Annotated in this window: 21 protein-coding genes and 1 riboswitch; all 21 genes read left to right on the top strand. The window is 35.2% G+C overall.

The features are described 5' to 3' along the window. Nucleotides 1–32 precede the first annotated feature (32 nt). The 21 genes from ychF (at nt 33) to purM (ending at nt 22,622) form a co-directional block, all read left to right on the top strand. A complete protein-coding gene (ychF, locus tag BM077_RS06400; protein WP_089748878.1) occupies nt 33–1,130 on the top strand; it encodes a redox-regulated ATPase YchF in 1,098 nt (365 codons plus the stop codon). A gap of 97 nt (nt 1,131–1,227) precedes the next feature. Further along, nucleotides 1,228–1,515 (top strand): 30S ribosomal protein S6, encoded by a 288-nt coding sequence (gene rpsF / locus BM077_RS06395; RefSeq protein WP_089748879.1) that lies wholly within the window; start codon nt 1,228–1,230, stop codon nt 1,513–1,515. Nucleotides 1,516–1,590: 75 nt separating this feature from the next. Next, complete coding sequence (gene rpsR, locus BM077_RS06390; protein ID WP_089748880.1) at nt 1,591–1,806, top strand: 30S ribosomal protein S18; 216 nt, start codon at nt 1,591–1,593, stop codon at nt 1,804–1,806. A gap of 168 nt (nt 1,807–1,974) precedes the next feature. After that, nucleotides 1,975–2,298, top strand: coding sequence for a MazG-like family protein (locus BM077_RS06385; RefSeq protein ID WP_089748881.1), 324 nt, complete (start codon nt 1,975–1,977; stop codon nt 2,296–2,298). A 16-nt stretch (nt 2,299–2,314) separates the two neighbouring features. Beyond that, nucleotides 2,315–3,184, top strand: a complete 870-nt coding sequence (locus BM077_RS06380) for a YybS family protein (protein WP_176941654.1) — start codon at nt 2,315–2,317, stop codon at nt 3,182–3,184. 97 nt (nt 3,185–3,281) lie between these two features. Beyond that, entirely contained in the window at nt 3,282–3,728 is a 447-nt protein-coding gene (rplI, locus tag BM077_RS06375; RefSeq protein ID WP_089748883.1) for a 50S ribosomal protein L9, read from the top strand. 12 nt (nt 3,729–3,740) lie between these two features. Then, nucleotides 3,741–5,684, top strand: coding sequence for a Lon family ATP-dependent protease (gene lonC, locus BM077_RS06370; RefSeq protein ID WP_089748884.1), 1,944 nt, complete (start codon nt 3,741–3,743; stop codon nt 5,682–5,684). Between the two features lie 10 nt (nt 5,685–5,694). Further along, nucleotides 5,695–7,035, top strand: a complete 1,341-nt coding sequence (dnaB, locus tag BM077_RS06365) for a replicative DNA helicase (protein WP_089748885.1) — start codon at nt 5,695–5,697, stop codon at nt 7,033–7,035. Between the two features lie 259 nt (nt 7,036–7,294). Further along, complete coding sequence (gene purB, locus BM077_RS06360) at nt 7,295–8,590, top strand: adenylosuccinate lyase (protein WP_089748886.1); 1,296 nt, start codon at nt 7,295–7,297, stop codon at nt 8,588–8,590. Nucleotides 8,591–8,665: 75 nt separating this feature from the next. Next, nucleotides 8,666–9,952 (top strand): adenylosuccinate synthase, encoded by a 1,287-nt coding sequence (locus BM077_RS06355; RefSeq protein ID WP_089748887.1) that lies wholly within the window; start codon nt 8,666–8,668, stop codon nt 9,950–9,952. Nucleotides 9,953–10,158: 206 nt separating this feature from the next. After that, nucleotides 10,159–10,260, top strand: a riboswitch (purine riboswitch). Between the two features lie 388 nt (nt 10,261–10,648). Then, a complete protein-coding gene (purD, locus tag BM077_RS06350; RefSeq protein ID WP_089748888.1) occupies nt 10,649–11,923 on the top strand; it encodes a phosphoribosylamine--glycine ligase in 1,275 nt (424 codons plus the stop codon). Nucleotides 11,924–11,945: 22 nt separating this feature from the next. After that, entirely contained in the window at nt 11,946–13,100 is a 1,155-nt protein-coding gene (locus tag BM077_RS06345) for a 5-(carboxyamino)imidazole ribonucleotide synthase (RefSeq protein WP_089748889.1), read from the top strand. A gap of 154 nt (nt 13,101–13,254) precedes the next feature. Beyond that, nucleotides 13,255–13,773 (top strand): 5-(carboxyamino)imidazole ribonucleotide mutase, encoded by a 519-nt coding sequence (purE, locus tag BM077_RS06340; RefSeq protein WP_089748890.1) that lies wholly within the window; start codon nt 13,255–13,257, stop codon nt 13,771–13,773. A gap of 69 nt (nt 13,774–13,842) precedes the next feature. Then, nucleotides 13,843–14,763 (top strand): patatin-like phospholipase family protein, encoded by a 921-nt coding sequence (locus BM077_RS06335; protein ID WP_177188343.1) that lies wholly within the window; start codon nt 13,843–13,845, stop codon nt 14,761–14,763. 5 nt (nt 14,764–14,768) lie between these two features. Beyond that, nucleotides 14,769–16,160, top strand: a complete 1,392-nt coding sequence (gene purB / locus BM077_RS06330) for an adenylosuccinate lyase (protein WP_089748892.1) — start codon at nt 14,769–14,771, stop codon at nt 16,158–16,160. An 18-nt stretch (nt 16,161–16,178) separates the two neighbouring features. Continuing rightward, complete coding sequence (gene purC, locus BM077_RS06325; RefSeq protein ID WP_089748893.1) at nt 16,179–16,886, top strand: phosphoribosylaminoimidazolesuccinocarboxamide synthase; 708 nt, start codon at nt 16,179–16,181, stop codon at nt 16,884–16,886. Nucleotides 16,887–17,036: 150 nt separating this feature from the next. After that, on the top strand, nt 17,037–17,297 hold the full coding sequence (gene purS, locus BM077_RS06320; RefSeq protein WP_089748894.1) for a phosphoribosylformylglycinamidine synthase subunit PurS: 261 nt from the start codon (nt 17,037–17,039) through the stop codon (nt 17,295–17,297). A gap of 1 nt (nt 17,298) precedes the next feature. Then, nucleotides 17,299–18,000: a phosphoribosylformylglycinamidine synthase subunit PurQ gene (gene purQ, locus BM077_RS06315; RefSeq protein ID WP_089748895.1), complete on the top strand. Its 702-nt coding sequence runs from the start codon at nt 17,299–17,301 to the stop codon at nt 17,998–18,000. Continuing rightward, the gene (purL, locus tag BM077_RS06310) at nt 17,993–20,182 is read left to right on the top strand and encodes a phosphoribosylformylglycinamidine synthase subunit PurL (protein ID WP_255361582.1); all 2,190 of its coding nucleotides are present in this window, start codon (nt 17,993–17,995) and stop codon (nt 20,180–20,182) included. The genes purQ and purL overlap by 8 nt, the downstream gene beginning before the upstream one ends. Further along, nucleotides 20,146–21,570 carry an amidophosphoribosyltransferase gene (purF, locus tag BM077_RS06305; RefSeq protein WP_089748896.1) on the top strand — a complete coding sequence of 475 codons (1,425 nt, stop codon included), beginning with the start codon at nt 20,146–20,148 and terminating at the stop codon, nt 21,568–21,570. The genes purL and purF overlap by 37 nt, the downstream gene beginning before the upstream one ends. A gap of 14 nt (nt 21,571–21,584) precedes the next feature. Then, a complete protein-coding gene (gene purM / locus BM077_RS06300) occupies nt 21,585–22,622 on the top strand; it encodes a phosphoribosylformylglycinamidine cyclo-ligase (RefSeq protein WP_089748897.1) in 1,038 nt (345 codons plus the stop codon). Nucleotide 22,623: the final 1 nt, after the last annotated feature.

The raw sequence follows: 22,623 nt of genomic DNA, 5'->3' as shown, positions 1-22,623 counted from the left end.
TTTAAAATTAACGAGGGAGATGCTAATTACTAATGGGAATGACATGTGGAATAGTAGGTTTACCAAACGTAGGTAAGTCTACATTATTTAATGCGATTACTGAGGTAGGTGCTGGAGCAGAGAATTATCCTTTCTGTACTATAGACCCTAATGTGGGGATAGTTGACGTTCCAGATCAACGTTTAAATAGGTTAACTGAGGTTATTGAACCAAAGGAGACGATTCCAACCGCAATTGAATTTGTTGATATAGCGGGTTTAGTTAAAGGAGCTAGTGAAGGAGAAGGTTTAGGGAATAAATTTTTATCCCATATTAGAGAAGTCGATGCTATTGCTCATGTAGTTCGTTGCTTTGACGATACAAATATTACCCATGTTGAAGGTAGTATAGATCCGATCCGTGATATTGAGACTATCAATACTGAACTTGTACTGGCTGATTTAGAGACAATTGAAAATAGAATAGAGAAGACGGAACGTATGTTAAAGACAGGAGAGAAAAAATATAAAGAGGAAATGGAAGTCTTAGAAAAAGTTATTGCTGCTTTAGAAGAAGGGGAACCAATAAGAAGTGTAGACCTTTCAACTGAAGAAAAAACAGTCATTAAAGATTGTCATCTATTAACTATTAAACCGATCCTTTATGTAGCAAATGTAAGTGAAGATGAAGTTAATGCAGTGGATAATGAATATGTACAAGCTGTAAAGGATTATGCTTCCGGAGAGAATGCTGAAGTAATTACTGTTAGTGCTAAGGTAGAGTCTGAAATAGCAGAGTTGGATGATGATGAAAAGGAGCTTTTCTTAGAAGAATTAGGTATTGAAGAGTCTGGCTTAGATAAATTAATTAGAGCTGGCTATAAATTATTAGGGTTAATTACTTTCTTTACCGCAGGTGAGAAAGAAGTTAGAGCTTGGACAGTAAAAGAAGGGTCTACTGCTCCAGAAGCCGCCGGTAAGATACATACTGATATGCAAAAAGGGTTTATTAGAGCCGAAGTTATTAGTTATGATGACCTAATAGAGGTTGGTTCATTTGCTCAAGCAAGAGATGAAGGGCTATTAAGATTAGAAGGTAAAGATTATATCGTTAAAGATGGCGATGTATGCTACTTTAGATTTAATGTTTAGTGTTTGCAATTTGAACAGAAAAGTGTTATAATAATTTAGAATCCATGCTCTATTGAGAAGATAGGGTCTTAGCCCATATGGAGGAGGTGAATCAATAATGCGTAAATATGAAACAGTCTTTATTGTAAATCCTGATTTAGATGACGAAGCAACAGAAGCAGTAGTAGAAAAGATTCTTGATACTATCAATAATACTAAAGGTGAAGTTGTTAAGGCAGATAAATGGGGGACTAAGAAATTAGCTTATGAAGTTCAAGACTATAAAGCTGGATACTATACAGTGGTTAATTTCAAAGGTGAAGCTGAAACTGTAGATGAATTAGAAAGAGTTTATCGAATTACTGATACTATTCTTAAGTTCTTAATTTTAAAAGACGAAGAATAATAGTGTAGATTAATAAGATATATTTATCGATAGATATGTTCCATTTTAGAATTTGAATAGAAGGAGGTAGACTAGATGGGACGCGGAAGAAATAAATCATGTGAATTCTGTGCTAATAAAGTAGATCATATAGATTATAAAGATGCTAATAAGTTAGAAAAGTATATTACTGATCGTGGTAAAATTATACCAAGAAGAATTTCAGGAAATTGTGCTTTACATCAAAGACAATTAACCAAAGCTATTAAAAGAGCAAGAAATATTGCTTTACTACCGTTTACAATTGATTAAGGTTTAAAACAGAGAGGGTGCCCTCTCTGTTTTTCTTATCTTAAGCAGGAAAAAATATTTTTCTCAAGAATTTATCTTAATACAGTTTATTTTGATTTAAGTTGATTACATCAATTAATTATAAAATTTACTTATATAATTTAGTTAATTGGAATTAGGAGGGATTAAATGAGAAAATATAATCATAAAGATCAAAAGAATAATATTACTAAGAACTTAAAAGTAATAGAATGGTTAAAGAGTGAACTCTTAGGTAGCATTTCTCACCTTTTTAAAGTGATGCTCAAAGATAATCAAGAGAAGATAACTGATGCATTAGCTAATTTGATAATTGCGGCTTATTTATTAGCAAAGAGATTAGGTGTTTCTCCTAATAGATTGGAAAGAAAGATACAGGATAATTTACGAGAAAATATAGATCAGCAACACAAAATTGAAGAGTGGTATGGTGACTTGAGTCTATTATTAAAGCATTTGATTAAAAAAAGATAAATGAGAGGTGACAGTTTTGGCATCATTAGAAACGAAAGGTTTAGTTGAAGGAGCTTTATTTAGTGCTATAACAGTATTATTAGCATTAATTGGCTCGTATCTACCGCTATTTGGGATTGTTATGATATTGGTTTTACCGTTACCAATTATAGTTGTTGGGGTGCGGCAGGGGACTAAGATTGGTATTTTGACGACGATATTGAGTGCTATTTTATTAGGTATGTTGATTAACTTTCTAATGTCTTTAATGGTTCTATTTGGTTTTGGGCTAATTGGAGTAGTTTTAGGTGCTGCTTTTGAAGAAGAATTCTCATCGACAAAGATAATAATGATTGCTATTATAGTTTCTACTATTTCTACCTTATTAATTCTTGGAGTGAATTTTTACTTACTTGATTTTAGTATTGAGCCTATTATTAATACAGTTTTGCAACAGTACAAAAGCTTAGGAATTGATCAGGCTACCCAGCAAGAATTAATAGATATGTTCGTTACTATTGCCCCGGCTCTGATACTAACAGCTAGTGCCATAAATGGCTTAGTTAATTATTACATAGCAATAAATGCTTTAAATAGATTAGGTTATGAGTATGAAGAGCCTCCTCCTTTAGTAGAATGGAGGTTTCCTAAATATTTAACCGTTGGTTTTATATTGGGTATTCTTTTAATTAATACTAATATAGGTAAGAATATATACATGGTCTTTAACTTTATCTTCTTTATTCAAGGGTTAGCAATAGCAGCTTACTATTTAAAGAGGTTTAATATTTCTAATACATTGCAAAAGATAATTTTAGCTATTTTAGTTATTCTTCCTGTAAACCAAATTTTATCCTTTTTAGGTATTTTAGACACTTGGTTTGACTATAGGAAGTTAGATGATTGAAGGATGGGTTAATGCTCCTAACCTTAGGAGTATTTACTAGTTAGATGGTGTTGTTAATAGCTTTAATCTATTATATAATTTAAAGGAGGAAGTAGATATGAAGGTTATTTTAAAAGAAGATGTTAATAATATTGGGAATAAAGGAGAGGTAGTTGAGGTAGCTGATGGACATGCCCGTAACTATTTGTTACCAAAGGGGTTAGCTGTTGAAGCTAATGATGCTCAGTTATCCAAATTGAAAGCAAAGAAGAAAGCTAAGAAACGACAAAAGAAGAAAGAGTTAGAAGAAGCAAAAGAAAAGGCTAATAAGATAGAAGATTTAATTTTAGAAATCCCGGTAAAGGCTGGGGAAATGGGTAAGTTATTTGGTTCAGTAACTACTAATGATATTGCTGATGCAATTTATGATGAAATAGGAATTAAGATTGATAAACGAAAAGTAGAATTAGATGATAATATTAAGACATTAGGCACAAAAAAGGTTGAAATAAACCTACATAAAGATGTGTCTGCTACAGTAAAGGTTAAAGTTACTGAAGCTTAGAAAGGAGTTAAGATGAAAGATAATATAGAAAAGCTACTTAAAGAGGGGCAAAAAGGGGTTGCTTGTGAAGACGAAAAAGAAGAGCAGTTACAATATCAGGTAACTGCTCTCTTTGAGCTTTTAGCTGAGTTTTATGGGATGGATAAATTAGTTCTAAAAGCAGGTAAGTTAGATGCTTTAGATTTGATGGAATCTGAAGCAATTGATAATCAATTGGTTGCTTTACAGAGAATTGTTTATGAAGATCCTACAATGGAAGAGTTAAAAGGTACTCCTAGAGAATTATTATCGGTTTTAGAAGAAGAGATTTCAGAATTATTCGTTCAGAAATCGATTAATGATGAATTAGAGAAGAAGATAGCAGATAAGATGCAGGAACGGCATGAGGAGTACTTAAAAGAGATTAAGAAAGAGATTATTGCTGAAGAAAGCAAAAATACAGCTGATAATCCAGCTACTTTAAAGAAATATGGTGAGTTAGAAAAATTAGAGACACAAGGCTTAACTCGTTCGGCAATGGAAATCTTACGACCTACTAATTTAAAAGAGATTGTAGGACAAGAGAAAGCAGTCAAGGCTTTATTATCTAAGTTAGCTTCTCCTTTTCCTCAACATATTATCATCTACGGACCACCGGGAGTAGGTAAGACGACAGCGGCCAGATTAGCATTGAATAAGGCTAAGGAGATGGCTCACACTCCTTTTAATGAAACGGCAGATTTTGTGGAGGTAGATGGTACTACTTTGCGTTGGGATCCAAGAGAAGTTACTAACCCATTATTAGGTTCAGTTCACGACCCTATTTATCAAGGAGCTAGTAAGAAATTAGCTGACGGGGGAGTACCAGAGCCTAAGACTGGATTAGTAACAGATGCCCATGGCGGTGTGCTTTTTATTGATGAGATTGGTGAACTTGATCCGATGTTACAGAATAAATTATTGAAAGTGTTAGAGGATAAAAGGGTTCAATTTGATTCTTCTTATTATGATCCAAATGATGATAATGTACCTCAATATATAAAGAAGTTATTTGACGAGGGTGCTCCAGCTGACTTTGTATTAATTGGAGCTACTACCCGTTCACCAGAAGATATTAATCCTGCTTTACGTTCGCGAGCTGTAGAAGTCTTTTTTGAACCTTTACAGAAGAGAGACATTGAGGAGATAGTTAAGAATGCTAGTGAAAAATTAGAAGTAGAGATGGATATTAAAGTTCCAGAATTAATTAGTCAATATACTATAGAGGGACGTAAAGCAGTAAATATGCTAGCAGATGCTTACGGTTTAACTCTTTATGAGACTGAGGTTGGTTATCGTCAGCAAGAAGAAATTAGAATTAACGAAGAAGTTATTTATGAAGTTGTGCAAACAAGTAGATTAACTCCTTATCAGAAGAATAAAGCTAGCTCTACTCCAGAAGTAGGTAAAGTACTTGGTTTAGGAGTGAGGGGTTTTCTAGGAAGTGTACTAGAAATAGAAGCAATTGCTTTTCCGGCTACGAAGAAGAAGCAAGGAAAGATTAGGTTTAATGAGACAGCTGGTAGTATGGCTAAGGATGCGGTCTTTAATGCAGCATCAGTTGTGCGAAAGATAACCGGTGAGGATATTAATGATTATGATTTACATGTTAATGTTATTGGTGGAGGACAGATTGATGGTCCTTCGGCAGGCTTAGCAATTGTTGTAGCTATTATTAGTGCTATTCAAGAGAAGCCGATTAGGCAGGATGTAGCTATTACTGGTGAAGTTTCTATTCGAGGGCGTGTTAAAGCTGTAGGAGGAATTATAGAAAAGATTTATGGAGCAAAACAAGCAGGTATTAAAGAAGTCTTTCTTCCGTATGCTAATCGTAAAGAGGTTCCAGAAAATGAAACAGAAGTAAAGATTAACCTAGTCAAAGATATTAATGATATATTAAAGAGAATATTAGTCACTGAGAATGAACAGGCTTGTTAGGGGGGATAGAATGAAAAATAATTTAACTGATAAGGTCCCACCTCAAAGTATAGATGCTGAACGATCTACTTTGGGTTCAATGTTAATAGATCGCGACGCAATAGCTAAAGTAATAGAAATCTTAAAACCAGATGATTTTTATCGTGAAGCTCACTCTACTATCTTTCAAGTAATTAATGTTTTATTCGATAAAGGAGAGCCAGTAGATTTAGTAACTGTTAGTGAAGAATTGCGGGATCGTGATGCTTTAGATGATATAGGAGGTATAGCCTACCTTACATCATTAGCTAATAGTGTGCCAACATCGGCAAATGTCACTTATTATGCGAAGATAGTAGAAGAAAAGTCTATTCTAAGAAAGTTAATTAGATCATCGGCGGAAATTTCTAAATTAGGCTATTCAGCGGATAAAGAGCTAGATGAGATTTTAGATGAAGCTGAAAGGTCCATCTTTAATATTTCACAAAAACGAGCTATACAGGATTTTTCTGGTATACGAGATGTATTAATGGATACCTTTGATGATTTAGAAAAACTTTACGATAATAAAGGTGGGGTTACAGGAGTTCCGACTGGATTTACAGATTTAGATAAGATGACTTCTGGTTTTCAGGATTCTGATTTGATAATTATTGCTGCTCGTCCTAGTATGGGAAAGACTGCTTTGGCCTTAAATATAGCCCAATATGCTGCTGTTGAAAAAGATGTATCAGTAGCTATCTTTTCATTGGAGATGTCAAAGCAGCAATTAGTTCAGCGGATGTTATGTTGTGAGGCTCAGGTAGATAACCATCGTTTACGAACAGGTTACTTAAATGAGAGAGATTGGAATAAGTTAACTGATGCTGCTGGAAAATTGAGTGAATCCAAAGTCTTTATCGATGATACTCCTGGGATTACAGTAATGGAGATGCGGGCTAAAGCAAGAAGAATTAAGGCGGAACACGGACTAGATCTGATCTTAATCGATTACTTACAGTTAATGCAAGGTAGTAGTAATAGTGAGAGTAGACAACAAGAAGTTTCGAAAATTTCTCGTTCTCTTAAAGGTTTAGCTAGAGAATTAGATGTTCCTGTAGTTTCTTTATCACAGCTGAGTCGAGCTGTAGAACAGCGAAATGATAAGCGTCCTCAATTAAGTGATTTAAGATCGAGTGGTAGTATTGAACAGGATGCTGACGTGGTAGCATTTATTTATCGTGATGATTATTATAATCCAGACTCAGAAAAAGCAGGAATTACTGAAATTATTATTGGTAAGCAAAGAAATGGACCGGTAGGTAAAGTAGAACTTGCTTTCCAGAAAGAGTATACAAAGTTTGTAGATTTAGCGAGAAGAGAAGCTCAATAAATTATAAGTAATATATGAATTGGTTAAAATATAATTTAGTCAGAGTCTAAGTAATTAAGATTACTTAAGGCTAGGGCTAAATTATATTTATTTGTTTTATTACTTTAATATGCTAAATTAATAAAATAAACGAATATTATTTTATTATACCTCAATTAAATTCGACTATATCTTGACATTAGGTAGTTATTTTGCTATTATTATTAGTGTGTTTTGGTTGAATGATTGTGATTAACTTTTACATAGGAGGCTAACTTTAATGATTGAAAGGTATACATTACCTAAGATGCAGCAGATTTGGAGTGAAGAGAATAAATTTGATAACTGGTTGAAGATAGAAGTAGCTGTCTGTGAATCCCTAGCAGAGTTAGATGAGATTCCTAAGGAAGCAGTAGCGGAGATTAAAGCTAATGCTACTTTTACTGTTGATAGGATTAAAGAGATTGAGAAAGAGACTAGACATGATATTTTAGCTTTTTTAACAGCAGTAGCTGAAAGTTTAGGTGAAGAATCAAAGTATATTCATTTAGGATTGACTTCATCTGATATTAAAGATACAGCTAGGTCCTTACAATTAAAAGAAGCAGCCGAAATAATCTTAGAAGATTTAGAAGAAGTAACCGAGGCAATAGGTAAAAAAGCCATTAAATATAAAAATCAAGTAATGATTGGAAGGACTCATGGTATTCATGCTGAACCAGTTACGTTTGGTTTTAAATTGGCCAATTGGTATGCAGAAATGCAGAGGAATATTAAGAGATTTAAAGAAGCTAAAGAGGATATCAGTTATGGCAAAATTTCTGGTGCTGTTGGAACTTTTGCTAATATTAGTCCAGAAGTAGAAGCAAAGACCTGTCAGTTACTTAACTTAAAACCAGCACCGATTTCTTCGCAAATTTTACAGAGAGATCGTCATGCAGAATACATATCTACTTTAGCAATTATTGCTGGTTCATTAGATAGATTTGCGACTGAAATTAGGAATTTACAGCGGACAGATATTTTGGAAGTGGAAGAGGCATTTAAAAAAGGCCAAAAAGGTTCTTCGGCTATGCCACATAAGAAGAATCCAATTACTTGTGAGCGTATTTCAGGTTTAGCGCGAGTAGTTAGGTCTAATAATGTTGCTGCCTTAGAGAATCAACCTCTATGGCATGAGCGTGATTTAACTCATTCTTCTGTTGAGCGAATTATCTTTCCGGATAGTAGTATCTTAATAGATTATATGTTAACTAAATTTAAAGATGTTGTTGAGAAATTAAGTGTGTTAGAAGGAAATATGCTCAGAAATTTAGAGAAGACTAATGGATTAATCTTTTCGCAGAAAGCTATGTTAAGGTTAGTTGATAAAGGGCTATTAAGAGACGATGCTTATGAATTAGTACAGCGTAATGCCTTAAAGGCTTGGCAGGATGATAGGCCATTTAAAGATTATCTTTTGGCTGATGAGGATATTTTAAAGTATTTAAGCAAGGAAGAGATTGGAAGAATATTTGACTATGATTATCACCTAAGAAATATTGACCAAGTCTTTACTAGACTAGGTTTAGAATAGATAAGTGCTTAAAATATAAAAAGATTAATATTGAGCAAGTAATAAATCTAAAGAGAACAAATGGAGGTTTTACTAATGGCAACTGTAGTTGTGGTAGGATCACAGTGGGGAGATGAAGGTAAAGGAAAGATTACTGATATGATCTCTCGAAAGGCAGATGTTGTAGTACGGTATCAAGGAGGGAATAATGCTGGTCATACAGTAGTTGTTGGTGAGAAAGAGCTTAGGTTACATTTGGTTCCATCAGGGATATTATATGAAGATACTACTTGTGTAATAGCGAATGGGGTTGTTGTTGATCCTAAAGTCTTATTAGAAGAGTTAGAGTATTTGGCTGATAAAGAAGTAGAAGTTAAAGATTTCTATATTAGTTCTAATGCCCATGTAATTATGCCTTATCACCGAGCTTTAGACCAATTAGAAGAGAAAAGAAAAGGAAATGATAAGATTGGAACTACTGGTAAAGGAATTGGACCGGTATACAAAGATAAGATTGCACGATCTGGGATTAGGATGGCAGACTTATTAGATGAAGAGGTTCTCAAAGAGAAATTAACGGCTAATTTAGAGTTAAAGAATCAGATATTAGAAAAAGTTTATGACGGTGAAAGATTTGGTATTGATGAATTAGTAGCAGAATATATGGAGTATGGTAAGGAATTAGAAAAATTTATAACTGACACATCTTATCTAATTAATCAGGCTATTGAACAGCAGGATAATGTGCTTTTTGAAGGTGCACAAGGAACTTTATTAGATATTGACCATGGTACTTATCCTTTTGTAACTTCTTCGAATCCAACTGCTGGTGGTGTCTGTACCGGTACAGGAGTTGGGCCTACTAAGATTGATAGTGTAATTGGAATTGCTAAGGCTTATACAACTAGAGTAGGAGCAGGTCCTTTCCCAACTGAATTAACAGGTAAAATGGGAGACCTTATTAGAGATAAAGGTGGAGAATTTGGTACAACTACAGGAAGACCTAGACGATGTGGTTGGTTTGATGCCACAATAGTTAAATATGCACAAAGAGTCAATGGCTTAACTAGCATAGCGGTTACTAAACTGGATGTATTAGATGGCTTAGATACAATTAAACTATGTACAGGTTATAAATATAAGGACGAAGTATTAAAAGAATTTCCAACTGACCAAAAGGTTCTGGCTGAATGTGAACCTATTTATGAAGAGTTTGCTGGTTGGGAAGAAGATACTTCTCAGATGAAAGAGTATGATGAATTACCAGAGAATGCTAAGAAGTATTTAGATAGAATATCTGAATTAGTAGGAGCTGAAGTTTCTATTTTATCAGTAGGTCCGAAAAGAGCACAGACTATGATTTTAAAGAAATTTGTAGGTTAAATATGTGATAGATAGTAATAATTTGACCGTTTAGGTATTGTAGTTTTTTAATACTTAAGCGGTCTTATTTTATTATAATTAAAATTTTTCTAATAATATTCATATAAAAGTGAATATTAAATTTATTTTATTAAAAAAAGTTCGGATATATTCTAGATATATATTGACGAAAAAAGATTTTTTTGTTATTATAAACGTGTAGAAGAATTATATCCGAATAATAACCTCATATAATCGTGAGAATAAGGCTCACAAGTTTCTACCAGGTGGCCGTAAACTACCTGACTATGGGGGAAGTGTACCTAGGGTTCCACGTTGTTAGATGACAATGGTTTGGTCCGAGCGGTACAGTTGATGACACCGAAGGGATAAAAGCCCAGGCGGGGAGGTTCTGCTCTTAGTTGACAGTGGAATCTGCCTGCCTGGGTTTTTTTATATTTTAAATAAATGGTTTAACCACAAAAAGGTCATCTTTCGCGATAGAATAAATTTTTCGAACCATCTAAGGTTCATATCCGGTAAAAATAAGGCTTCCTAATCAATAGCACGTCCTGTGCTGTGATTAGCTCACCACTTCCTGTGGTTCGGCCTCATTTTTACCTCCTATTCACCAAGATGGTGAACGAAAAATTTATGATTTGCTCAATATAACCTTTTTGTGTTCTAATCATAAATAAGTTTAAGGGGAGAGATTTAATGAAGGTATTAGTAATTGGCAGTGGTGGTCGTGAAGATACTTTAGCCTGGAAATTAAGTCAGAGTACAAAGGTAGATGAAATTTTTGTAGCACCTGGTAATGCAGGAACAGCAGAAGTTGCTGAAAATGTAGATATATCAGACACTAATTTAGAAGAGTTACTCCAATTTGCTCAAAAAGAAGGGATTGATTTAACATTTGTTGGTCCTGAGGCTCCTTTAGTGGCTGGAATTGTAGATTCTTTTGAAGAGGCTGGATTGAAGGTCTTCGGTCCTAATCAAGATGCTGCACAGCTGGAAGGTAGTAAGGTCTTTTCTAAGAATTTAATGAAAAAATACAATATTCCCACTGCTAAGTATGAAGTTTTTACTGATGAAGATGAAGCAATTGGTTATGTTAAAGAAGAAGGAGCGCCTATTGTAGTTAAAGCAGAAGGTTTAGCAGCTGGGAAAGGGGTAGTTGTTGCTGAAACCGAAGAGGAAGCAATTGAGGCTATAAAGACTATTATGGTTAATCAGAAGTTTGGGGAAGCTGGAGAGCGAGTAGTTATTGAAGAATACTTAACCGGAGAAGAAGCAACTTTGTTAGCTTTTACTGATGGAGAAACAATTATCCCAATGTTGCCATCCCAAGATCATAAACAAGTTTATGATAATGATGAAGGGCCAAATACTGGAGGAATGGGTGCTTATGCGCCAGCACCAGTAGCTACTGATGAAATTTTACATAAAGCATACGAGGAGATATTAGTTCCAACTATTGAGGCGTTAAAAGAGGAAGGGATTAAGTTTAAAGGCATTTTATATAGTGGCTTGATGATTGAAGATGGAGAAGCTAAAGTCTTAGAGTATAACGTGCGTTTCGGAGATCCAGAGGCTCAGGTTGTCTTACCACTTTTAGAGACTGATTTAGTAGAAATAGCTGAAGCGATCATCGAAGAGGAATTAGCAGAATTCAATATAGAATGGTCAGACAAAACAGCAGTATGTGTAGTTATGGCCTCAGGAGGATATCCAATAGATTATGAAACTGGTAAAGAAATTAAGGGAATCAATGAAGCAAATGATAATAAGGATACTGTTGTCTTCCAAGCTGGAACTGAGTATAAAGATAATAAATTAGTAACTGCTGGGGGTAGGGTTTTAGGTGTCACAGCTTTAGGAAAGGGATACAAAGACACAATTAAAAGAGCTTATCAAGCTGTAGAAAAGATAGATTTTGCTGATGTCCATTATCGTAGTGATATTGGGGATAAAGCGCTGAATTATAAATAATGATTATGAAGGAGGAGGATCAGTGGATTATACCGATCAAAGAATAGGTATCATCGGCGGTGGTCAATTAGGTAAGATGATGATCTTAGAAGCTAAGAAGATGGATTTTGAGGTTGTTATTCTAGACCCTACTGTCCATTGTCCAGCAGATAGTATTACTGATGAACATATTGTGGCTGAATTTGATGATCGAGATGCTATCAGAGAGTTAGCCGAAAAATCAGATGTTGTAACTTATGAGTTTGAGCATATTAGAGTAGATATCTTAAAAGAGTTAGAGACAGAAGGTTATAGTATATATCCAACTCCTAAAAGTTTAGAAATAATTCAAAATAAATATAATCAGAAACAATTATTAAAGGCAGAGGGTATTCCTGTTCCAGATTTTATAAGAGTATCTACAATAGAAGATATTAAAGAAGCAGCGGCTAAATTTAATTATCCTATAATGTTAAAAAGCTGCACAGGTGGTTATGACGGTAAAGGTAATGCACTAATAAAAGATGAAGATCAGATTGGAGAATCTTATCAAGCCTTAGGAGCAGGAGATAATTTATTAATGGTAGAAGAATTCGTGCCTTTCACTAAAGAAATTTCAGTTTTAGCGTGTCGAAGCACTGAAGGAGAAATAATTACTTATCCTATAGGTGAGAATAATCACGAAGAAAGTATTCTAATTGAGACTAAGGTGCCGGCTGATATTTCTACTACTATTAAAGATAAAGCTTTGGAACTAGGACAAAAGGTTATGAACGTTTTTGCAGGTGTTGGTATTTTCTGTATTGAAATGTTTGTAACGAAAGATGGTAAAGTGTTAATTAATGAAATAGCTCCACGGCCTCATAACTCAGGCCATTATTCTATAGAAGGCTGTGTCACTTCTCAATTTGAAAATCATATCCGAGCTATTGCAGAGCTTCCTTTAGGAAGTGCAGATTTAGTAAATCCAGCGGTAATGAGAAATATTCTTGGGCAAGAAGAAAATAAAGGTGAAGCATGTGTAGTTGGAACAAAAGAAGTATTACAATTTCCTAATCTTAAACTGCATGTTTATGGAAAGAAAGTATCAAAGCCCGGCAGAAAGATGGGACATTTAACAGTCACAGCAGATACAGTAGAGGAAGCAACTCAAATGGCATTAGAAGCAAGTAGCTTAGTTAAAGTAACAGGGAGATAATAGTTGACAGTTGATAGTTAAAACCAAGTTTAAAGTCAAAAGTTTATCTTAGGTTCAGGTCAAGGTTTACGATAGACTCTGCTTTTAGTTCGGAAACTTTTTTCTGGGCTTCACTGTCAACTGTAAACTAATAAAAAGTGGGGGGATTTAATTTATGAAACCTAAAATTGGAATTATTATGGGTAGTGATTCTGATTTACCAGTTATGAAGGATGCAGCTAAAATTTTAGAGGAATTTGGTATTCCTTATGAAATTACGGTCGTTTCTGCTCATAGAACACCTGATCGAGTTTCTGCATATGCAGAAAAAGCAGAAGAAAGAGGGATTGAAGTAATTATTGCTGGTGCAGGAGGAGCAGCTCACCTACCAGGGATGACAGCTTCTCATACTTCACTACCGGTTATTGGGGTGCCGATTAAGACTTCGAAGTTAAGTGGAGTAGACTCATTATATTCTATTGTTCAGATGCCAGGAGGAGTTCCAGTGGCTACAGTTGGTATTAATGGGGCTAAGAATGCAGGATTATTGGCTATACAGATTTTAGGAGTAGCAGATGCAAAGATTAGAGAAAGTTTTAAAGAGTATAAAATAGATATGGCAGAAACAGTTAAGGAAACAGCATCAGAATTAGAGGAACTAGGTTATAAAGATTATTTAGAAAACCAATCATAACTTTTTTCACTCTTTCTAGGATCGGTTAATATTATGAAAGTATAATGTGTTAAAGGAGCGTGAATGCCGATGTTAGAAAGAGAAGAATCAACTCAGGCATTAGTTGGTATAGCTCTTGGCGGTGGTGGATTAACCGGGGTTATTCATATTGGTATTTTAGATGTTTTTCATCGCCATAGGGTTCCAATTGATGTTATTGCTGGAAGTAGTATAGGAGGATTGATTGCTGGATTATATAGTGTTGGGCATGACCCCCGAGAGTTAGAGAGGTTGGCCTTGAATTTTAAAGAAGGTAAATATTTTGATTTAAGTATAGAGTTCAATAGAATAATAAGGATTTTGATCAGCCTTTTACTTTCAAAATTAGGTGCTACTTCTAAGAGGATGCCGAGAGGTTTGATTTCTGGCAATGATATTGAAGAGTTTTTAGTAGAAGATACAGAAGGTAAATTTTTTAATCAAACAGAAATTCCAGTAGCTATTACTGCTACTGATGTTGAGACTGGAGAGTTAATAGTATTTGTTAATGAAAGATTAGTGCCTGCTTTGCAGAACTTAAAAGATTATATTTTTGTTACTGATAAGCAGGTGGCTAAAGCAATTAGAGCAACTATTTCAATCCCTGGTCTATTTGAACCTTGTGAAATTAATGAAAGATTATTAGTAGATGGAGGAGTAAAGGATAATGTCCCAGCAGATATTCTAGATGAATTAGGTGTAGATATAAAGATTGCGATTGATTTAGGTTTTTCGCTTCAAGACGATAATTCAATTATGAACCCTATAGATATGGTGTTGCAATCTTTTGATATTATGGGACAAGAAATTTCAAACTTAAAGACAGAGAGTTACGCTGATTTAGTAATTAAGCCGCAGGTGTCGCATATTAGTTTGACTGATACTGATAAGATTCCTTACCTTTTAAAAAAAGGTAGAGAGATCGGTTATCAGTTAGTTCCTGAGGTAAAGAGATTAATTAGAGGAGGATAAGATGAATGGTGACTCGTAATATTTTTGCAAATATTAGTCCTTTGGATCATCGTTATTCTTTACGTGAAGATGAATTCCAAAAATATTCTCAGTACTTATCAGAAGAGGCAAAGGTTAAATGCCAAGCAGAAGTAGAAGTAGCATTAGTTAAGGCATTAGCCAAAGCAGGTATCTGTTCAATGGAAGTAGCTCAAGAAGTAAAAAAAGCTGCCGAAGGAATAAATCCTGAAGAAGTTTATAAAGAAGAAAGAAAGACAAAACATAATATTCGTGCATTGGTAAACTGCATTCAAAGGAAGGTGAGTGAGGAGGCTAAGCCTTATGTACATTTTACTACTACATCCTTTGATATAGTAGACACTGCTAATTCATTACGTTACAAAAAGTGTTCAGAGGAATTGATCTTACCTACATTAAAAGAATTAGAGAAAGTATTAATGGAGATTGCATTGAGAGAGAAAGAAACGATTCAGACTGGTAGAACCCATGGGCAACATGCAGTACCGGTTACTTTTGGATTTGCAGTTGCTGAATATGTTGATCGCTTAGGGAATCGAATTAAAGCTATAGATGAGACTACACAGCAGCTAAAAGGCAAGATTTCTGGGGCAGTAGGTGCTTATAATGCTAGTCATTTATTTTTTGATGACCCAGAAGAGTTTGAAGCTAATGTATTAGCCGAATTAGATTTGAAAGCAGGAAATTACTCTACTCAAATAGTAGAGCCAGAATACCTAACTGACTTTGTACATTCTTTAGTCTCTTGTTTTGGGGTGATTGCTAGCTTTAGTGATGATATGCGTCACTTACAGAGATCAGAGATTGGTGAAGTAGGTGAGTACTTCGATAAAGATCAAGTTGGTTCTTCAACAATGCCTCACAAAAGAAATCCTATCAACTATGAAAATGTCAAGAGTATGTGGAAAGAATTTATGCCACGGATGGTTACTATCTATCAAGATCAATTATCTGAACATCAACGAGATCTAACTAATTCAGCCTCAAGCAGATTCATTCCGGAAATAATTGTTGGTTTTTTATCAGCAGTTAACCGTCTGATTAGGACTTGTAAGAAGTTAGTTGTAGATCAAGAAAATATGAAAAGTAACTTTGACCAAAGTAAAGAGATGATAGTAGCTGAACCTCTATATATTTTATTAGCTTCTTTAGGACATCCTGATGCTCACGAAGCAGTAAGGAGATTAACTTTAGAGTCCCAAGAGTCAGGACAAACCTTACGGGAATTAATTCAAGAAAAAGATGAGTTAAAACTTTATTGGGATAAATTAAATCAGAAACAGGAGAAGCTATTGATTAACCCTGAAGAATATATTGGAATTGCCGTAGAGAAGACAGAAAAAGTAGTTAACTATTGGAAGAATGAGTTAGAAATTTAGAAATTTGGAGGTATAATAATGGAGAAGTTAGAGGAACTTTATGAAGGTAAAGCGAAAAGAATCTATGAAACTGAGGAAGATGACAAGGTTATTGTAGAGTATAAGGATGATGCAACAGCTTTCAATGGTGAAAAGAAAGGTCAGATTGCTGAAAAAGGCAAGTTTAATGCTGAAATATCTACTATCTTTTTCGAATTATTAGAGGAGAATGACATCCCTACTCATTTTATAGAACAGTTAAATGAGATAGATATATTAGTTAAGAAGTTAGATATTATTTTAGTAGAGGTTGTAATGAGAAATATAGCCGCTGGTAGTTTGGCTAAAAGATTAGGATTAGAAGAAGGAACTGAATTAAAGAAGCCGGTTTTAGAGTTTTATTATAAAGATGATGATTTAGGAGATCCGATGATTAATGAGTATCATATCTATGCTGAAGAATTAGCTACCGCTGATGAATTAGAGACTATTAAAGAGTTAGCTTTTAAGATCAATGAAATATTAGTAGACTTCTTAGCTGATAAAGGGATTGATTTAGTTGATTTCAAATTAGAGTTTGGAAAAGGTGTAGATGGTAAAGTATATCTAGGAGATGAAATATCGCCTGATACTTGTCGGTTCTGGGATAGTGAGACTAAGAAGAAGTTGGATAAAGACAGATTTAGAAGAGATTTAGGTGAAGTAGAAGGAGCTTACAAAGAGATATTAAATAGGTTGAAGTCGTAGGATTAAGGTTGAGGCTAAGGTTGAGGTTAAGGAGTAATGAATATTATTAGAAGTAAAAATTCGTATCGAGCACATTACAAATTTGCAAAAGATGATCTTTTAGTGTGTGGTTTCGCATATCAAAATTGATAAAACGGAGGAAGGGATAAAATGAATTGGAAAGTGGAAATTAAAACAATGTTGAAGAAGAGTATTTTAGACCCGCAGGGACAAGCAGTGGAGAGTGGGTTAGATGCTCTAGGTTATAAAAACGTATCAGATGTTAATGTAGGTAAGCATATGGAGTTAGTAGTTGAAGATGTAGAATCAAAAGCAGAGGTAGAATCACAGATTGAGGAAATGTGTGAAAGACTACTAGCTAACCCGGTAATTGAGGACTATACTTTTCAAGTTGAAGAGATGGAGGGATAGTATGAAGTTTGCAGTTATAACTTTCCCTGGCTCTAACTGTGACCAGGATTGTTATCATGTAGCTCAGGAAGTATTAGGACAACCTACTGATATGTTATGGCATAAAGACGCACAAGATTTATCAGAATATGATTGTGTAATCTTACCGGGTGGTTTCTCTTATGGAGACTATCTGCGAACAGGAGCAATCGCTAGGTTTTCGCCAATTATGAATTCAGTGATAGATTTTGCTAAGAATGGTGGTTTAGTAATCGGAATCTGTAATGGATTTCAAATTTTGTTAGAAGCAGGTCTCTTACCAGGGGCAATGAAGATTAATGATAATCTAAAGTTTGTTTGTAAGTATGTTAATTTAGAAGTTGTTAATGCTGAAACGCCTTTTACTAATCAGTGTAATAAAGGAGAAATTCTTCAAGTGCCGGTTGCTCATGGAGAAGGTAATTATCATATTGATGAAGATGGCTTAGAAGATTTAATTGCTAACGATCAGATCGTAGTTAGGTATGAAGATGAAGCAGAGAATCCTAACGGTTCTGTTATGAATATTGCTGGGATTTGCAATAAAGAGAAGAATGTATTTGGACTAATGCCTCACCCAGAGAGATGTTCTGAATCGATTTTAGGAAATGGAACTGAGGATGGATATAAAATTTTCGCTTCAATTCTAGAGTATGTAACTAAAGGGAGTGAGCAGTGTGGCTAATAAACCTTGGGAGAATGAAGGGCTAACAGAAGCAGAATACAAAATGATTGTTGATATTTTAGGTAGAAAGCCTAATAAAACAGAATTAGGAATGTATGGAGTTATGTGGTCAGAACATTGTAGTTATAAAAATTCTAAGAAGGTTTTAAGAAATTTGCCAACAGAAGGGGCAAGAGTGTTACAAGGACCTGGTGAAAATGCAGGTATTATTGATATAGGTGATGAACAAGCGGTTTCTTTTAAAATAGAAAGTCATAATCATCCTTCGGCTATTGAACCATATCAGGGTGCAGCTACTGGTGTTGGAGGAATTATTCGTGATATCTTTACTATGGGTGCTAGACCGATAGCATGTTTAGATTCTTTACGGTTTGGTGACTTAAATAATGAGCGAGTACAATTCTTACTTGAGGGTGTAGTAGAAGGTATTTCAGGTTACGGTAACTGTATTGGAATCCCAACTGTCGGTGGAGAGGTCTATTTTTCTGAAAGCTATCAAGAGAATCCATTAGTTAATGCGATGTGTGTAGGAATTATGGATCATGAAGATATTTCGACCGGAACTGCTAAAGGAGTAGGTAATCCGGTAATGGTAGTAGGCGCCACTACTGGACGAGATGGGATTCAAGGAGCTAGTTTTGCTTCTGATGAATTAACAGAGGATTCAGAAGAAGATCGTCCAGCGGTACAGGTCGGAGATCCATTTATGGAGAAATTATTATTAGAAGCATGTTTAGAATTAATTAAGACTGGTGCTTTAGTAGGTATTCAGGATATGGGAGCTGCTGGCTTAACCGGTTCCTCTTGTGAGATGGCCAGCCGTGGTGGAGCAGGTATTGAGTTAGATATTGATTTAGTTCCTAAGCGAGAAACAGGAATGAACTCTTATGAAGTAATGTTATCAGAGTCGCAAGAGAGAATGTTAGTTGTGCCCAAGAAAGGGAAAGAGGAATTAGTAGAAGAAATCTTTGAAAAGTGGGGGTTAAACGCAGCGGTTGTTGGTAAAGTAACCGATGATGGAATGCTTAGAATCTTAGATGAAGGAGAGGTAGCTGCCGAAGTGCCGGCTCGTTCATTAGCCGATGATGCTCCAGAGTATGATCGAGAATCAGAACGTCCAAGTTATTTAGATGAAGTACAGAGCTATGATTTAAGTAGTCTTTCAGAGCCAGAAGATTATAATGAAGCATTGTTAGAAGTGTTACAGTCTCCTAATATTGCTAGTAAAGAATGGGTTTATGAACAGTATGATCATATGGTAAGAACAAATACAGTAGTATTACCTGGATCTGATGCTGCAGTATTACGAGTTAAAGGAAAAGAAAAAGGATTAGCTATGACAACGGATTGTAACGGTCGTTACTGTTATCTTGACCCAGAAACAGGTGGGGCTATTGCTGTAGCAGAAGCTGCTCGTAATATTGTCTGTTCGGGTGCTGAACCGGTAGCAATTACTGATGGTTTAAACTTTGGTAATCCGATGAAACCAGAGATCTTCTGGCAGTTTGAAAAGTGTATTGACGGTATTAGTGAAGCTTGTTTGAGTTTAGGTACTCCGGTAACAGGTGGAAACGTAAGCTTCTATAATGAAAGTCCATCAGGAGCTATCTATCCTACGCCGATAATTGGGATGGTTGGCCTGTTAGAAGATATTAATCAAGCAACTACGTCTGATTTTAAAGATGAAGGAGACGTAATCTTATTACTTGGTGAAACGAAAGATGAACTTGGTGGTAGTGAGTATTTAAATACTGTACATGATTTAGAGACTGGTAAAGTTCCGGAGTTAGATTTAGATCTAGAAAAGCGGGTTCAAGACACTTGTTTAACAGTAATTAAAGAAGGAATAGTTAAATCAGCTCATGATTGTGCGGATGGTGGTTTAGCAGTAACTTTAGCAGAAAGTTCTATTGCAGGAGGTTTAGGTGCTGAAGTTGAAATCAATAGTGATATGGCTCCTAGTAGTTTATTATTCTCTGAATCCCAAAGTAGAATCGTTATTTCTGTTGCTAAGGAAGATGTAGAAAAGGTAAAAAATCAAGCAACAGAAAATGAAGTTTCTGTTACTAAGTTAGGAAGAGTTAATGGAGATAAGTTGATCATTAATGATTTGGTTAACATGAAGATTGGGGAGATGAAAAAGAGATGGAAAGAGAGTATTCGCTCCAAAATAGAAGGATAAATGATAAGATGGAAGAAGAGTGTGGAGTTTTAGGTATTTATTCTCCAAAAGGAGGGTGTGAAGTCAGCAATCTAGCTTATCTAGGGCTTCATGCTCTTCAGCATAGAGGTCAGGAAAGTGCTGGGATCTGTGTTAACCAACAAGGTGAGTTTAAGCTTCATAAGGATATGGGATTGGTTACTAATGTATTTGATGAAGAGAAGTTATTAGAGTTGACAGGTGAGATGGCTATCGGTCATGTTCGTTATTCAACAACAGGCTCAAGCCTATTAGCCAATGCTCAACCAATATTAGTTAACTGTAGTAAAGGAGATTTAGCTTTAGCTCATAATGGTAATCTTGTTAACAGTGCAGAGATGAAGGTGAATTTAGAAAATCAAGGTTCCATATTCCATTCTACTCTTGATACGGAAGTAATTGCTCATTTAGTTGCTCGTTCATTTAAGGATGATATTATTGAAGCCTTCATTCATAGTTTGCAGCAATTAAAAGGGGCTTTTAGTATAGTAGCTATGACAGAAGAGAGTCTAATAGCTGCTAGAGATCCTCATGGCTTTAGACCGTTATCGATTGGAAAATTAGGTGAGAAGTACGTTGTTGCTTCGGAAACTTGTGCTTTTGATATTATAGGTGCTGAACTGATAAGAGATGTAGAGCCAGGAGAAATAATAGTTATTAATGAAGACGGAATTAGAAGCTTAAATTATAGTGAGCCGAAGCCTCATACTTTCTGTGTCTTTGAATTTATATATTTTGCTCGTCCAGATAGTATAATTGGTGGTCAGAATGTACATTTAGCCAGAAGGGCTATGGGTAGACAGTTAGCAAGGGAGATAGATCAAGAGGTTGATTTAGTAGTGCCAGTGCCTAGTTCGGGGATTTCGGCAGCCCTTGGTTATGCTGAAGAGTCAGGAGTTCCGTACGAAAAAGGGATTTTAAGGAATAGATATGTAGGTCGTACTTTTATTCAGCCTACACAAGAGATTAGAGATTTGAAAGTTAGAATCAAGTTAAATCCGGTTAAAGAGATTATCGAAGGGAAGAAAGTACTGTTAATTGATGATTCGATCGTTAGAGGGACTACTAGCAAACAGATTATTAGAATGGTCAAAGAGGTAGGAGCTAAAGAAGTGCATATGGCTATCTCCTCTCCCCCAGTAACTGATCCATGTTATTATGGGCTAGATACTTCTAGACGACAAGAGCTAATAGCTGCTCAAAAGAGTATTGATGAAATCTGTGAGCATATTGGTGCTGATTCATTGCATTACTTGACACAAGAAGGGCTATTGAACTCAATTAATGCTGATAATTATGGTTTTTGCACATCATGTTTTGATGGGAACTACCATGTGCAAGTTGGTACTGGAAAGTTTGCATTGGAGTAAAAGGAGGTAGCAAAATGGGACTATCATATAAAGATGCTGGTGTTGATATTGATGCTGGAGAAGCAGCTGTAGATAAGATTAATGATGATGTTAAATCTACTTTTGGACCTGAAGTTTTGACTGGTTTAGGCAGTTTTGGTGCCTTATTTGCTCCAAACTTTGATGATTATGAAGAACCTATCTTAGTCGCTGGAACAGATGGGGTAGGAACTAAATTAAAAGTTGCTTTTATGATGGATAAACACTATACTATTGGCATAGATTTAGTGGCGATGTCGGTTAATGATATTGTAGTACAGGGAGCTCGTCCTTTGTTCTTCTTAGATTATTTGGCTATTGATAATTTGATTCCAGAGAAGGCAGAAGAAATAGTACATGGTATTAGCCAAGGTTGCAAAGAGGCCGGTGCTGCTTTAATTGGTGGTGAAATGGCAGAAATGCCTGGTTTTTATAATCAGGATGAATATGATTTAGCTGGTTTTGCTGTGGGGATAGTTGATAAAGGAGATTTAATTACTGGTAAAGAAATCTCCCCTGGAGATAAGATAATTGGTTTAACTTCTAATGGAATTCATAGCAATGGTTATTCGTTAGCACGAAAGGTACTATTCGATATTGCAGGCTATAATGTAGAAAGTGAGATAGAAGAATTAGATGGAACCTTAGGTAATGAATTATTGAAACCAACTAAAATTTATGTTAAACCTATATTAGAGCTAATGAAAGATTTTCAACTGAAAGGTGTTGCCCATATTACAGGTGGAGGTTTAATAGAGAACGTACCTCGAATCTTACCAAATAAAATGGAAGCAATGATTGATTCACAAGTTTGGCCTACACCAGTAATCTTTGATTTAATTCAGAATGAAGGAGAAATACCACTTAAAGAGATGTATAGAACCTTTAATATGGGGATCGGTATGGCTGTTGTAGTTGATGAATCTGATGTAGAAGGAATTTTGGACAAATTAAAAGCAATAGGCGAAGAAGCCTATATAATCGGTGAGATTAAAAAGGGAGATCAATCGGTTACTTTGAATTTAGATACATAAG

The organism is Candidatus Frackibacter sp. WG13 (assembly GCF_900114655.1).
Lineage (GTDB): Bacteria > Bacillota > Halanaerobiia > Halobacteroidales > Acetohalobiaceae > Frackibacter.
Note: the sequence above shows the minus strand (reverse complement) of the source record. Positions and strands in the feature narration are given on the sequence as shown.

Excerpts from the sequence above, each read along its gene's own strand:
- lonC (WP_089748884.1), top strand. The coding sequence starts at position 3,741 with ATGAAAGATAATATAGAAAAGCTACTTAAAGAGGGGCAAAAAGGGGTT.
- BM077_RS06385 (WP_089748881.1), top strand. The coding sequence starts at position 1,975 with ATGAGAAAATATAATCATAAAGATCAAAAGAATAATATTACTAAGAAC.
- purC (WP_089748893.1), top strand. The coding sequence starts at position 16,179 with ATGGAGAAGTTAGAGGAACTTTATGAAGGTAAAGCGAAAAGAATCTAT.
- purQ (WP_089748895.1), top strand. The coding sequence starts at position 17,299 with ATGAAGTTTGCAGTTATAACTTTCCCTGGCTCTAACTGTGACCAGGAT.
- ychF (WP_089748878.1), top strand. The coding sequence starts at position 33 with ATGGGAATGACATGTGGAATAGTAGGTTTACCAAACGTAGGTAAGTCT.
- dnaB (WP_089748885.1), top strand. The coding sequence starts at position 5,695 with ATGAAAAATAATTTAACTGATAAGGTCCCACCTCAAAGTATAGATGCT.
- purS (WP_089748894.1), top strand. The coding sequence starts at position 17,037 with ATGAATTGGAAAGTGGAAATTAAAACAATGTTGAAGAAGAGTATTTTA.
- BM077_RS06355 (WP_089748887.1), top strand. The coding sequence starts at position 8,666 with ATGGCAACTGTAGTTGTGGTAGGATCACAGTGGGGAGATGAAGGTAAA.
- purE (WP_089748890.1), top strand. The coding sequence starts at position 13,255 with ATGAAACCTAAAATTGGAATTATTATGGGTAGTGATTCTGATTTACCA.
- BM077_RS06335 (WP_177188343.1), top strand. The coding sequence starts at position 13,843 with ATGTTAGAAAGAGAAGAATCAACTCAGGCATTAGTTGGTATAGCTCTT.
- purB (WP_089748886.1), top strand. The coding sequence starts at position 7,295 with ATGATTGAAAGGTATACATTACCTAAGATGCAGCAGATTTGGAGTGAA.
- rplI (WP_089748883.1), top strand. The coding sequence starts at position 3,282 with ATGAAGGTTATTTTAAAAGAAGATGTTAATAATATTGGGAATAAAGGA.
- purF (WP_089748896.1), top strand. The coding sequence starts at position 20,146 with ATGGAAAGAGAGTATTCGCTCCAAAATAGAAGGATAAATGATAAGATG.
- rpsR (WP_089748880.1), top strand. The coding sequence starts at position 1,591 with ATGGGACGCGGAAGAAATAAATCATGTGAATTCTGTGCTAATAAAGTA.
- purB (WP_089748892.1), top strand. The coding sequence starts at position 14,769 with ATGGTGACTCGTAATATTTTTGCAAATATTAGTCCTTTGGATCATCGT.
- rpsF (WP_089748879.1), top strand. The coding sequence starts at position 1,228 with ATGCGTAAATATGAAACAGTCTTTATTGTAAATCCTGATTTAGATGAC.
- purM (WP_089748897.1), top strand. The coding sequence starts at position 21,585 with ATGGGACTATCATATAAAGATGCTGGTGTTGATATTGATGCTGGAGAA.
- purD (WP_089748888.1), top strand. The coding sequence starts at position 10,649 with ATGAAGGTATTAGTAATTGGCAGTGGTGGTCGTGAAGATACTTTAGCC.